Source organism: Streptomyces sp. JLSY215, from assembly GCF_059682825.1.
In genome coordinates this window covers 7,851,602-7,863,695 of record NZ_CM185022.1, presented here as the reverse complement: position 1 = coordinate 7,863,695, position 12,094 = coordinate 7,851,602, and the positions used below count along the sequence as shown (strand labels likewise).

Genomic DNA, 12,094 nt, shown 5'->3' with positions numbered 1-12,094 from the left:
CGGGCGCTCTGACCTGCAGGGATTCACATTCCCTTGCGGTTATATAACCACTGAGCAATACTCTGGGCATGCCCATACCGTTCGACGTACTCGCGGAGCCGAGCCGGCGCAAGATCCTCGATCTGCTTCTGGAGCGACCGCATCTGGTCGGTGAGCTCACGGAGCGGACCGGGCTGAGCCAGCCGGGCACGTCCAAGCATCTGCGGGTGCTGCGCGAGGCCGGGCTCGTACAGGTCCGGCAGGACGCCCAGCGCCGCTGGTACGAGCTGCGGCCCGAGCCGCTCGCGGAGCTCGACGCCTGGCTCGCTCACTACCGGCATCTGTGGACCGGGAGCCTCGACGCTCTCGAACGGCATCTCGACGCCATGGAGGACGACCCCCTATGAACCCCCACTCCGACACCCTCAGCACCGCCGACGGCCGCACCGCGCTGCGAATGGAGCGGCGGCTCGCCCATCCGCCCGAGAAGGTCTGGGCCGCGATCACGGACCCGGCGCAGATCGAGCGGTGGTTCCCGTCCGAGGTCACGGTGGAGCTCAGGCCCGGCGGGACGATGACCTTCTCGATGCCCGGGGTGAGCGGCGCCGCCATGACCGGCACGGTCACCGATGCGGACGAGCCCCGCCTCTTCGCGTTCACCTGGGGCGAGGACCATCTGAGCTGGGAGATCACCCCCGATGGCGACGGTTCGCTGCTGACCTTGGTGCACACCTTCGGCGACCGCTTCGGCGGCGCGAGCTTCGCCTCCGGCTGGCATCTGTGCATCACCGCGCTGTCGCAGCTGCTCGACGGCGAATCGACCGCCGTGTATCCCGACTCGGGCGCGCTGCACGAGGCGTATCTGGAGCAGTTCGATCTGGGCCACGGCACCGTTGAGGACACCCCGGACGGCCCCCGGATCCGCTTCGAGCGGCAGCTCGTACGGCCCGCCGACGCCGTCTGGGCCGCGCTGACCGGGGGCGACGAGCCCTCGCCGGGCGCGCCCGCCCCGGAGGGCTTCACCGCGGAGAAGGTTCCGGCCGGGCCGGTCACCGAGGTGCGGGCGCCCGAGCTGCTCGCCTACCGCTGGCACCCGGAGGGCACCGTCCGCTGGGAGCTGCGGCGGGGCACCGGCCACGGCCCCCGGCTCGTCCTCACCCAGACCGGGCCGCGGGGCTTCGATACCGCCGCGGCGCTGGCCGCATGGCATTCCCGGATCGAGCACCTGGCCGCCCGACTGCTGGAGGACTGACCGCCGAGCGGCCCGCGTCACGCCCCCCGCGCCGCGACGCGCGGGGGCGTCGTCGCGTTTCGGGAAAATCCCCCATGAAACGCCCATCGACCGCGTGAGCCAGGCCACTTTGGCGGCCTCCGGGAGCCGGAAAAAGGCGCCCGCCAGGTGATGCCGGGCACAGGGCGTACGTCACTTACGAGCCCCCCTAGTCGGTGCATATCCGGCACAGGGCGCCAACCGCGGCCTTTACATCGGACATTTCACTGCAACTCACGAACATAGGTAGTACTCGGCATCATTGCCACGATCCAGGGCGCTCGCTAAACATTGTTTCCGGCAGCACCGAGGACGACCCGACGAACGCCGCCCGCAGCGGCAAGTCACCGACTCCCGGACCGCACAAGCCACCGAAGACCAATACCCCCGCCCCCCTGGAAGAGGTCACTTCGTATGCCCAGCATCACCCTGCCCCGCACCTCCCGCATCGGCCGCAAGCACAAGTTCTCCGCGGCGCTGGTGGCCACCGCGAGCTGCGCGGCAGCCGTGGCGCTCGCCTCCCCGAGCCAGGCCGCGACGCCGGCCGACCACGCGGTCACCGCGTCCGTCGCCAACCACGTCAAGGTCACGGCCGTCAACACGCAGGCGCACACGGCGAAGCAGGACGCTTCCCAGGGCGAGAACAAGCAGTACTCGAACAACCTGGACGGCTGGATCCGCCAGTCGCTGGACATCATGAAGGCCAAGGGCATACCCGGCTCCTACGAGGGCCTGCACCGCAACATCATGCGCGAGTCCAGCGGCAACCCCAACGCCGTCAACGGCTGGGACGTCAATGCCGTCAACGGCATCCCGTCCAAGGGTCTGCTGCAGGTGATCCAGCCCACCTTCAACTCGTACCACGTCGCGGGCACCGCCAATAAGCTCACCGACCCGGTCGCCAACATCACGGCCGCCGCCAACTACGCGGCCGACAAGTACGGCTCGATCGACAAGGTCAACTCCGCCTACTGAGCCACCGGCTCATGGCGCCGCCGTGCTCCGTCACGGCACCAGCAACGGCAGTGGCCCTGCCCGCATGATGCGGGCAGGGCCACTGCCGTTTTTCTTGCCGATCAGACGTCAGATCCCGCCGTGACCGTAGAGGAAGTGGCCGCCGAGCAGCGCGTGCAGCAGGCGGCCGACGAGGAACAGACCCTCGCGGTCCTCTTCGCGCTCCTTGCGCTGCTTGCGCTTGCCGCCGTCCTGACGGGCGCCTTCGATGCGGACCTCGACGCGGGTGCGGCGGTGATCGCCGCCGACGCGCTTGTGCTGAGCCTGGCTCTGGTGCATGCGCTGACCGTGCTCGGGGGCGGGCGCCGCGGCGGCGCCCCCGGTGGCGATGACGCCCGCCACGAGAGCGCCGGCGAGAACGGTGGATACACGACGAAGCATGAGCGTTTCCCTACGATGAGTGAGCGGGGGACTACTGCTTGCCGACTCACCATCAGGCACGGCAGGTCCCGGAGCCACGCGACAGTCCGGTTGATGCTGCGAACGGACCATCGACACCGCCGCTTCGCCGTAACGGAACTCCCTGACGGGCTAGTGCAATGAGCGCTTCGGGGCGCGGTGACGTACCGCACTCATTCCTGCCCCGCGAGAGGCATTTCCCGCTCACCCGGGGCTTCGGAAGGTGCCTTGCACCACATTCGGAGAATGCCGCGGCGGACTCCCGCGAATTAACTCGCATTCCCACCACCTCGTCCGGGCAGACGGTGGGTACGGGAATGGCCAATTCGCATGTGAGCCAGGCAACTTTGCCGTGGGACGAGAAGCGATTTCGGGGCCCCGCCAGGTGATGCCGGGCACAGGGCGCAGGTCACGTACGACCTCGGCTAGTGGGTTAAATCCTGGCCCTCGGGCGGGAAATGAGCCCGGCTTCGGGCATTGCCGCCTTTCGCACGAAGGCGCCTAGTACAAGCGGCCATTGCCAGCGACCGGGCCGGTCGCTAACTATGGATTTGCGCCGGGAACGAGCCAGCGAATTCCGCCCCTAAGGGCAAACGCAGCGAATAACTCCCGGACTCTCTACGCGCCGTAGAAGGCCGCCTCCCCGTCCCCAGTACCTGGAAGAGGTCATCGCATGCCCAGCTTCACCCTGCCCCGTACCGCCCGCATCACCCGCACCCACAAGGTCGCCACCGCCGTTCTGGTCGCCGCCGGCGCCACCACGGCCCTGACGATGACCGCCCAGCCCGGCAACGCCCAGGCCGCCTCCGCGCACGCCCCGGCCGCCGTGAAGCCGGTCAGTGCGAACGGTATGCCGGTCGCGGTGCACGCAAAGGGTGACGCCCCCAAGGCCGAGCACCCCGCGATCGAGACCGTCGCCGCCCAGCTCAAGGTGAAGGAAGCCCCGAAGCAGGCGCACACCGCGAAGCAGGCCGCCAACCGTTCCACCGAGCGCAAGGCCGAGCCCAAGCGCTACGCGAACAACCTGGACGGCTGGATCCGCCAGTCGCTGGACATCATGAAGGCCAAGGGCATACCCGGCTCCTACGAGGGCCTGCACCGCAACATCATGCGCGAGTCCAGCGGCAACCCCAACGCCGTCAACGACTGGGACATCAACGCCATCAACGGCATTCCCTCGAAGGGTCTGCTGCAGGTGATCCAGCCCACCTTCGACACGTACCACGTCGCGGGCACCGCCAATAAGCTCACCGACCCGGTCGCCAACATCACGGCCGCCGCCAACTACGCGGCCGACCGTTACGGCTCGATCGACAACGTCAACTCCGCCTACTGAGCCACCGGCAACAATCGGCGAACCGGCGATGAGCACGACGCGAGACATCAGAAAAAAGCCGACAGGGTGGTCGGCGTAGGCAGTGCGAAGCGGCGGAATGGCGCGTTCGCCGCTGCGCAGTGAAGCGGGCCCCGGCAATTGCCGGGGCCCGTTTCCCATGGGGATATGACGGCCGGTCGGGTGAGATGCCCCGGCCGGTCGGCGTACGGATGGCCGGTCGGGTCTTGGCTGCGGTCAGTTCAGCGTATGAGTCTTCTTATCGGCAGAATTCTGCTCGCATTCCGCCGCACCGACCCAACCGAAGGACTTCGGAGGCACGCGATGCCCTTGCGCACATCCGGTCCGGCCCGCCGCCCACGCCCTCTCGCGGCCGGAACGTTCGTCACTCTCTTCTCCGTGCTCGTGCTGCCCCTCGCACTGCCCGGTACCGCTGGGGCGTCGGACGCGGGAAAGAGACCCGCGCACCCGGAGCAGGACTGGATGGGCTCCACCATCGCCGCCCACGAGGGGGGCGACCGGGCCGGCGGCTCCGAGCCCCGGGCGACGCGTCCCACCGTGGCCGGCGTGGATGTCTCCAGCCACAACGGCAACGTCAAGTGGTCGGCGCAGCGCGAGGCAGGCGCGAAATTCGCGTACGTCAAGGCCACGGAGGGCGTCAGCTACCGCAACCCGTACTTTCTGCAGCAGTACAAGGGCGCCTATGACGCCCGCCTGATCCACGGTGCGTACCACTTCGCGCTGCCGGACCATTCCACCGGTGCGGCACAGGCGAACTATTTCGCGGCGCACGGCGGTGCCTGGTCCAAGGACGGCAAGACGCTGCCGGGGGCGCTCGACATGGAGTACAACCCGTACGGATCGACCTGTTACGGCAAGACCCACCCGGAGATGGTCGGCTGGATCGCGGACTTCGTGAAGACCTACCGGGCGAAGACCGGGCGCGATGCGGTGATCTACACCTCCTTCAACTGGTGGAAGCGGTGCACCGGCAACTCGGCGCAGTTCGGGAACAGCAACCCGCTGTGGATCCCGCGCTACGCCGGCTCGGTCGGCTCGCTGCCGGCCGGCTGGAAGTTCCACAGCATCTGGCAGCACACCTCTTCGGGCCCGGGGGTCGGCGACCGCAACCGTTTCAACGGCTCGATCGCCCGTCTCAAGGTGCTCGCGAACGGAGGCTGATCCCGCGGCACCCGAGCAGCAACGGCCGGTCCCCGACGCCTTCTTCGGTGTCGGGGACCGGCCGTTGTGCCCAAGTTGATGCGTACTTCATGGAGTTGCCGAAATACGGCACAACCATCCCGGTACGTCCGGTGTCCAACACTGCGACATGACCACGCGGTGCATACACCCGACGGGGGTATTCCATGAAGCGTTCACGTGCCATCGCAGGATCGGCGGTACTGGCCGTGGCGGGCATCGCCACCATGGCCACGGCCACCACGGCCACGGCCGCCCCGGCCCGCGCCGCCGCATACAACGGAGCGTGCGGCAGCGGTTACAGCGTAGTGAATTCCGTACCGATCACCGGAAAGGGGACGGTATATCTGACCTACAGCGCGAAGACCGGCAAGAACTGTGTCGTGACGGTGCGCAACAGTCCCGGTAAGCCCGTGTACATGTACACCTATCTCGGGCCGAGCGACGGAAGTGCCGACGCGGTCTTCGACAGCGGTCTGTACACCTCGTACGCCGGTCCGGTGTATCTGCCGGCGAAGGGGCGTTGCGTCGACTGGGGCGGCACCATCGAATCCGTCAGCGTGAGCGTCTCGGGCTCGAACTGCGGCCGGCTGGCGGCGGGAGTCGTGACGCATCACTGATGCGGATCGCACCACATGAAGGGGAGCGGGCCGCAACGGCCCGCTCCCTCCTGGCCGTTCACCGGATACGGCTCAGCTCTCGGCGTTCCCGTACGGCTGGGTGAGGATCTCCATGGCGTGCCCCGAGGGATCGAGGAAATAGACGCCGCGGCCGCCGTGGTTGTGGTTGATCTCGCCCGGATGCTGCTGCCGGGGATCGGCCCAGTACGTCAGCCCGGCCTCCTCGATGCGGGCGAACGACGCGTCGAACTCTTCCTCCGAGACGAGGAAGGCGTAATGCTGGATGGTGATCGACCCGGGGTCGACTTCGGCGAAGTCCAGCGTGACGCCATTGGCGGTCTCGACCGGAATGAACGGACCCGATTCGGTCCCGACCGGCAACCCGAGGATGTGCGCCAGGAATTCGGCGGAAGCCCGGCTGTCCCGGGCGGAAATGATGGTGTGGTTCAACTCGACTGACACTGTGGAATGCCTCCAACAGGCAACTCCCGGACACCTCCACGCCTCACCCTGCCGGTGACCGACGCGCGATGCCGTGCGGTGATCCTCGGACGGCACGGGCGGCGCTGTCAAGGCGCTCCGGTGCTCTCCCGTGCTTCCAGGCGCGGGAGTTCGCCCTGCACGGTGCGCGGCGCTCCGCCGTCGAGGACGGCGAGCAGCTCCTGGGCGGCGAGCCGGCCGAAGCCGGGGGTGTCGCGGACGAGCGCGGTCAGCCGGGGGTGGGTGACCCGGCAGAGGGCGGAGTCGTCCCAGGCGACGATCGACAGCGCGTCCGGTACCCGGATGCCGCGCTCGGCGGCGACCGAGGCGCCGGCCACGGCCATCACGTCGTTGTCGTAGATGATCGCCGTGGGGGGCTCGGCCGCGTCGAGGATGCGGCGGGTCGCCTCGGCTCCTTCGGCGTCGGAGTAATCGGTGGTCACCGAGCGGACGCGTCCTTCGCCGAGGCCCCGCAGGTCCGCTTCGGTACGCAGCGAGCGGATCCGGCGCTCGGTATGGGCCAGCCCCGGCAGGCCGGCCACATGCGCGATGCGGCGGTGCCCGAGGCCGTAGAGGTGGTCGAGGACGCGGGCCATGGCCTTGGCGTCGTCCGCCCAGACCGTGGAGAGCGGGGGGTTTCCGGCGGCCGGTCCCGGGTCGGCGAGGCCACCGACGACGACCGCGGGCAGGCCGAGCGAGGCGAGCAGCCGCGGCCGCGGGTCCTGAGTGCGCGGGTCGACGACGAGGACGCCGTCCACGCGGCGTTCGGCCCACCAGCGGCGGTAGAGCGTGCATTCGGCGTCGAGGTCCGGCACGACCTGGAAGAGCAGCGCGGTCTTCCGTGCCGAGAACACTTCCTGGATGCCGGAGACGAGCTGGAGGAAGAAGGACTCCACGCCGAGGGTCTGGGCGGGGCGGGCGAGGACCAGGCCCGCGCAGCCCGCGCGGTCGCCGGACAGTGCGCGGGCGGCGCTGTTGGCCTGCCAGCCCAGCTCCTGCGCCACCCGCCGTACCCGGGCGCGGGTGTCCTGGGAGACGCCCGGCCGGTCGTTGAGCGCGAAGGAGACGGCGCTCTCCGACACCCCGGCCCGGCGGGCGATGTCCTTGATCGTCGGCCGGCGTGCCGGTTTGCGGCGGGCGGCCTCACCGGGCGCTGTCATGGCGGGCCCCCTCCGGACTGAACCGCATTAGTACGGCCAGTCTGATCAGCGGAGAAGGGCCTGTCAATCGGCCTGCCAATCGGCCTGCCGAACGCGCCTCACCGGCGATTCCTCACCCGGGTATTGACACTCACTAAATCGCATTAGTACGGTCTGCCGCGGCGTTACCCGAGAGTGGCTCTCGCACAGCATTCCCCGTCCGGGAAAGTCGGAGCGAAGGGGTCGGACAGCCATGCGTATCTCCCGCAGAACGGCCATTGTCAGCGCGGCCGTCATGACATCGGCGCTTGCGCTGACCGCATGTGGGGCCGGAGGAGGATCCGGCGGATCCGAGGATGTTTCCGGGAAGGTCGAGGGGCAGGTCACCTTCCAGACCTGGAATCTCAGGGCACATTTCAAGAAATACTTCGAGGGCGTGATCGCGGACTTCGAGAAGAAGTACCCGGACGCCAAGGTGAAGTGGATCGACCAGCCGGCCGAGGGGTACGCGGAGAAACTCAGCGCCGATGCGGTCGGCGGTACGCTGCCCGATGTCGTGAACGTCTCGCCCGATCTCGCGTATCCGCTGGCCAGGGCCGGTCTCGCGCTGGACCTGGAGAAGGCCGCCGGGAAGTATCGCGGGGAGTATCTCGACGGGGCGTGGCGGAGCCAGGAGATGCCGGGCATGCCGGGGGTCTACGCCTTCCCCTGGTATCTGAACACCGGGCCGATGTTCTACAACAAGGAGCTCTTCCGGCGGGCCGGGCTGGATCCGGAGAAACCGCCGAAGACCTACGGTGAGCTCTTCCGGGACGCCGTGTCCATGGCGCGGAAAAGCGGCCGGCGGACGGCGATGCTCGCGAGTACGCCGGCCATCGAGGATTTTGGGCGCTATGGCGTCCGGCTGATGAATGCGGAAGGCACCCGGTTCACCTTCAATGAGCCCAAGGGCGTCGAGCTGCTGGGCCACTACAAGGAGCTGTATGCGGCCGGGGCGCTGGATTCCCAGGCGCTCACCTCGAACGCCGAGTCCGCGGGGCGGAAATTCCAGCAGCAGTCCGTGGCCATGAATCCGGGCGGTGCGCTCGATCTGCAGAATTTCAAGAAGGAGGCGCCGAGCCTCTACCGGAACATCGGGATCACGGACACGGTCAACAACACCGGTAAGGCCAATATGTACGTCCAGGGCCTGATGGTGAACGCGCAGAGCAAGGTGAAGCCGGCGGCCGTCGCGTTCGCGCACTTCGTCACGGACAGGAAGCATCAGATGGCCTTCGCCAAGGAGGTCACGATCTTTCCGAGCACCAAGGGTTCGCTGGACGATCCGTACTTCACCAAGGAGGACGGCACCGACGCGACCCGGGTGCGGGTGGCCTCGGCCGCATCGCTGAAGACCGCGGTGAATTACACGCCGGCGCTGCTCAGCGATCAGATGAAGACCGTGCTGCGCAATGCGGTCGCCAGGGCAGTGCAGGGCAAGGAGTCCCCGAAAGCGGCGCTGGACGGCGCGGTCGCCGAGTGCAATCGCCTGCTGAAGACCGGCTGAGACGGAGGCGCGGGGTGAAAACGCACGGTCCGGCCACCCCCTGGCTGTTCCTGGCTCCCGGGCTGCTGATTGTCGCGGCGTTCGGTCTGTATCCGTTCCTGAGCACGGTGGCGTATTCGTTCACCGATGCGCGGACACTCACCGAGGGGCACTCCATCGGCGGCGCCAATTACCGGGAGCTGATGCATGACGCGATGTTCTGGACGGGGCTGCGCAACAGCGTGCTGTACGTCCTGGGGGTCGTCCCGCTGCTGGTGGTCCTGCCGCTGCTGCTGGCCGTGCTCGTACGGCGGCACATTCCCGGGATCGCGTTCTTCCGGGCCGCGTTCTACACCCCGGTGGTGGCCTCCGTCGTCGTGGTCGGGCTGATCTGGGTATGGCTGCTGGACGACCGCGGGCTGATCAATGCGCTGCTGGAGGCCCTGGGCTTCGGCCGGGTCGGGTTTCTCAGCGATCCCTGGCTGCTGCTGTTCAGCGCGATGGCGGTGACCGTGTGGAAGGGCCTCGGCTACTACATGATCATTTATCTGGCGGCGCTGGCCGACGTCCCGCGTGAGCTGCACGAGGCGTGCGCGGTCGACGGCGCGGGCGCGGTGCGCCGGTTCATGACCGTGACGGTGCCCGCGGTGCGGTCGACGATGGTGCTGGTGGCGGCGCTGTCCTCGGTGGGCGCGTTCAAGGTGTTCTCCGAGGTCTATCTGATGGCCGGGCCGACCGGCGGCCCCGGCGGCGAGGACACCACTCTGGTGATGCTCGTCCAGCAAGCCGGGACGGGCCTCAGCGGCCGGGTGGGCTATGCCTCGGCGCTGTCCGTCGTGGTCTTCGTCATCACGCTCGGCCTGATGCTGCTGGTCCTGCGCGCCAACCGGCGGGGGGACGCGGCATGACCCGGGAATCCGGCGAACGACGGCTGCCCGCCTGGCAGTTGGCGCTGCGCTATGTGCTGCTGCTGGCCGTGCTGGCGCTGACGGTCGGGCCGTTCCTGTGGCAGCTGTCCACCTCCCTCAAGGGCCCCGGCGAGGACATCTACCGCTCTCCCCCGGGCCTGCTTCCGCAGCGGCCCACCCTCGGCAACTACTCCGGCGTCGCGGACATCATCCCGGTCTGGGACTTCGCGCTGAACTCGCTCAAGGTCGCGTCGGCGAATGTGCTCACCAACTGCGTGGGCGCGGCGCTGGCGGGCTATGCGCTGGCCCGGTTGCGCTTCCGGGGCCGCGGGACGGCACTGGTCGTGTTCGTCATGGCGATGCTGGTACCGGTCGAGAGCATCATGATCGCCCAGTTTGTGACGATGCGGGAGCTGCAGCTCAACAACACCTTGATCGGTGTACTGCTGCCCGGCTGTATCGGTGCGATGAATGTGCTGCTGATGCGCAATGCGTTCGCGGGGCTGCCGTACGAGGTGGAGGAGGCCGCGTTCGTCGACGGCGCCAATGCCTGGCAGCGGTTCGTACGGATAGCGCTGCCGTCGGTCAAGGGGACCCTCGCCGTCGTCGCGATCTTTGCGTTCATGGGCGCCTGGGACGACTTCCTGTGGCCGCTGATCGTGCTCAGCGACCAGTCGAAGTTCACCCTGACCATCGGTCTGAATTTTCTGCACGGCACGTTCGCGGACAATCAGCGGCTGGTCGCGGCGGGCACCGTCATCGCCGTCCTCCCGCTGATCGTGATGTTCGCCTGTCTGCAGCGTTATTTCTTCCGCGGTGTGGGCGAGGGGGCCGTCAAGGGCTGACCCCGTCGCCGCACTCCCCCGCTGCCGTACTCACAGGAAGCGCAGGAAGCCCATGCCCGTACCGCATACCCGCCAGGTGCGCTTCGGCGCCAACTACACGCCCGCGCAAGGGTGGTTCCACCACTGGCTGGACTTCGACCTGGATGCCGTACGCGCCGACCTCGACTCGCTCGCCGGTCTCGGCCTGGACCACGTCCGGGTCTTCCCGCTCTGGCCGCTCTTCCAGCCCAACCGCACCCTGATCCGGCCGCGCGCCGTGGAGCAGCTCGTACAGCTGGCGGACGCCGCCGCGGAGCGCGGCCTGGAGGTGAGTGTCGACGGCCTTCAGGGGCATCTGTCGAGCTTCGACTTCCTGCCCGCCTGGACGCAGACCTGGCACCGCCGCAACCTCTTCACCGACCCCGAGGTGCTGGCCGGCCAGGAGGAGTATCTGCGGACGCTCGCGGCCGCCCTCGCCGACCGGCCGCATTTCCTCGGCATGACCCTCGGCAACGAGATCGACCAGTTCTCCGACGGCCCGCACCCGGACCCGGACCGCATCACCGCCGCCCAGGCCACGGCCTGGCTGGAGCGGATGCTGGCCGCGTGCGAGCGGGGCGCGCCGGGCCGGATACATCTGCATGCCGCGTACGACGCCGCCTGGTACCGCGACGGGCATCCCTTCACGCCCGCCCAGGCCGCCCGGCTCGGCGCCGCGACCGCCGTGCACTCCTGGGTGTTCAACGGCACCGCCCAGCGGCACGGTCCGGCCGGCACCGCCACCGAGCAGCACGCCGCGTATCTGATCGAGCTGTCCAAGGCCTGGGCCACCGACCCGCACCGCCCCGTATGGCTTCAGGAGGTCGGTGCCCCCGCCCCGCACATCCCCGAGGACCGGGCGGCGCGCTTCACCGAGGCCACCGTCCGCAATGCGCTGGACTGCCCGGACCTGTGGGGCGTCACCTGGTGGTGCTCGCACGACGTCGCGCGGTCGCTGGCGGACTTCCCCGAGCTGGAGTACGGGCTCGGGCTGCTGCGCAACGACCGTACGGTCAAGCCCGCGGGGAAGGCGATCGCCGCGCTGGTCGAGGAGTGGCGCGGCCGCGCGCACCGCCCTGCGGTACGGAGCACCGCGCTGGTCGTGGACGTCGGCGGGGCAACGGCCGCGCCGTACCGCTCGGTGTGCGCACCCGGTGGCGCCGTCTTCGACGCCTGGATGAGGCTCACCGCGCAGGGCGTGCGCCCCTGTCTCGTACTGGCCGAACTGGCCGATGACGGGCGGCACTTGGCCTCGCGCGGGATCACGGAGGTGTGCACGCCCGACGAGGTCGGCTGAGGCGGCCGACCGTCGCCGGAGAACGGCCGGAGAGCGCCAGAGGCCCCTCTCCGGAGGAGCACCCGCC

13 protein-coding genes are annotated in these 12,094 nt (G+C 68.8%); 10 read left to right on the top strand and 3 right to left on the bottom strand.

Annotation, left to right across the window (positions count from 1 at the left end):
• The first annotated feature begins 68 nt into the window (after positions 1-68).
• The 3 genes from AC5677_RS34830 (at position 69) to AC5677_RS34820 (ending at position 2,224) form a co-directional block, all read left to right on the top strand.
• Positions 69-386 (top strand): ArsR/SmtB family transcription factor, encoded by a 318-nt coding sequence (locus AC5677_RS34830; protein WP_497191876.1) that lies wholly within the window; start codon positions 69-71, stop codon positions 384-386.
• Positions 383-1,231: an SRPBCC family protein gene (locus tag AC5677_RS34825; RefSeq protein WP_497191875.1), complete on the top strand. Its 849-nt coding sequence runs from the start codon at positions 383-385 to the stop codon at positions 1,229-1,231. Before AC5677_RS34830 ends, AC5677_RS34825 begins: the two co-directional genes overlap by 4 nt.
• A 432-nt stretch (positions 1,232-1,663) precedes the next feature.
• Complete coding sequence (locus AC5677_RS34820) at positions 1,664-2,224, top strand: transglycosylase SLT domain-containing protein (RefSeq protein WP_497191874.1); 561 nt, start codon at positions 1,664-1,666, stop codon at positions 2,222-2,224.
• Between the two features lie 108 nt (positions 2,225-2,332).
• Here AC5677_RS34820 and AC5677_RS34815 read toward each other — a convergent pair whose 3' ends face one another.
• Positions 2,333-2,644: a hypothetical protein gene (locus AC5677_RS34815; protein WP_497191873.1), complete on the bottom strand. Its 312-nt coding sequence runs from the start codon at positions 2,642-2,644 to the stop codon at positions 2,333-2,335.
• A 691-nt stretch (positions 2,645-3,335) separates the two neighbouring features.
• Between AC5677_RS34815 and AC5677_RS34810 the strand changes: the two genes are divergently transcribed.
• The 3 genes from AC5677_RS34810 (at position 3,336) to AC5677_RS34800 (ending at position 5,815) form a co-directional block, all read left to right on the top strand.
• The gene (locus tag AC5677_RS34810) at positions 3,336-3,998 is read left to right on the top strand and encodes a transglycosylase SLT domain-containing protein (RefSeq protein ID WP_497191872.1); all 663 of its coding nucleotides are present in this window, start codon (positions 3,336-3,338) and stop codon (positions 3,996-3,998) included.
• Positions 3,999-4,319: 321 nt separating this feature from the next.
• On the top strand, positions 4,320-5,177 hold the full coding sequence (locus AC5677_RS34805; protein WP_497191871.1) for a lysozyme: 858 nt from the start codon (positions 4,320-4,322) through the stop codon (positions 5,175-5,177).
• A 185-nt stretch (positions 5,178-5,362) separates the two neighbouring features.
• Entirely contained in the window at positions 5,363-5,815 is a 453-nt protein-coding gene (locus AC5677_RS34800; RefSeq protein ID WP_497191870.1) for a spore-associated protein A, read from the top strand.
• 72 nt (positions 5,816-5,887) lie between these two features.
• Here the strand turns inward: AC5677_RS34800 and AC5677_RS34795 are convergent, their stop codons facing one another.
• Both AC5677_RS34795 and AC5677_RS34790 read right to left on the bottom strand, forming a co-directional pair.
• The gene (locus tag AC5677_RS34795) at positions 5,888-6,277 is read right to left on the bottom strand and encodes a VOC family protein (RefSeq protein WP_497191869.1); all 390 of its coding nucleotides are present in this window, start codon (positions 6,275-6,277) and stop codon (positions 5,888-5,890) included.
• Between the two features lie 107 nt (positions 6,278-6,384).
• Complete coding sequence (locus AC5677_RS34790; RefSeq protein WP_497191868.1) at positions 6,385-7,455, bottom strand: LacI family DNA-binding transcriptional regulator; 1,071 nt, start codon at positions 7,453-7,455, stop codon at positions 6,385-6,387.
• Positions 7,456-7,687: 232 nt separating this feature from the next.
• Here AC5677_RS34790 and AC5677_RS34785 point away from each other — a divergent pair, with 232 nt between their 5' ends.
• From AC5677_RS34785 to AC5677_RS34770, 4 genes are read left to right on the top strand one after another with little or no spacing between them, the layout of a single operon-like run.
• A complete protein-coding gene (locus AC5677_RS34785; RefSeq protein WP_497191867.1) occupies positions 7,688-8,980 on the top strand; it encodes an ABC transporter substrate-binding protein in 1,293 nt (430 codons plus the stop codon).
• Entirely contained in the window at positions 8,953-9,867 is a 915-nt protein-coding gene (locus AC5677_RS34780; RefSeq protein ID WP_497191866.1) for a carbohydrate ABC transporter permease, read from the top strand. Before AC5677_RS34785 ends, AC5677_RS34780 begins: the two co-directional genes overlap by 28 nt.
• Positions 9,864-10,712: a carbohydrate ABC transporter permease gene (locus AC5677_RS34775; protein WP_497191865.1), complete on the top strand. Its 849-nt coding sequence runs from the start codon at positions 9,864-9,866 to the stop codon at positions 10,710-10,712. The genes AC5677_RS34780 and AC5677_RS34775 overlap by 4 nt, the downstream gene beginning before the upstream one ends.
• 52 nt (positions 10,713-10,764) lie before the next feature.
• On the top strand, positions 10,765-12,027 hold the full coding sequence (locus AC5677_RS34770; RefSeq protein WP_497191864.1) for a glycoside hydrolase 5 family protein: 1,263 nt from the start codon (positions 10,765-10,767) through the stop codon (positions 12,025-12,027).
• The last annotated feature ends 67 nt before the right edge of the window (positions 12,028-12,094 follow it).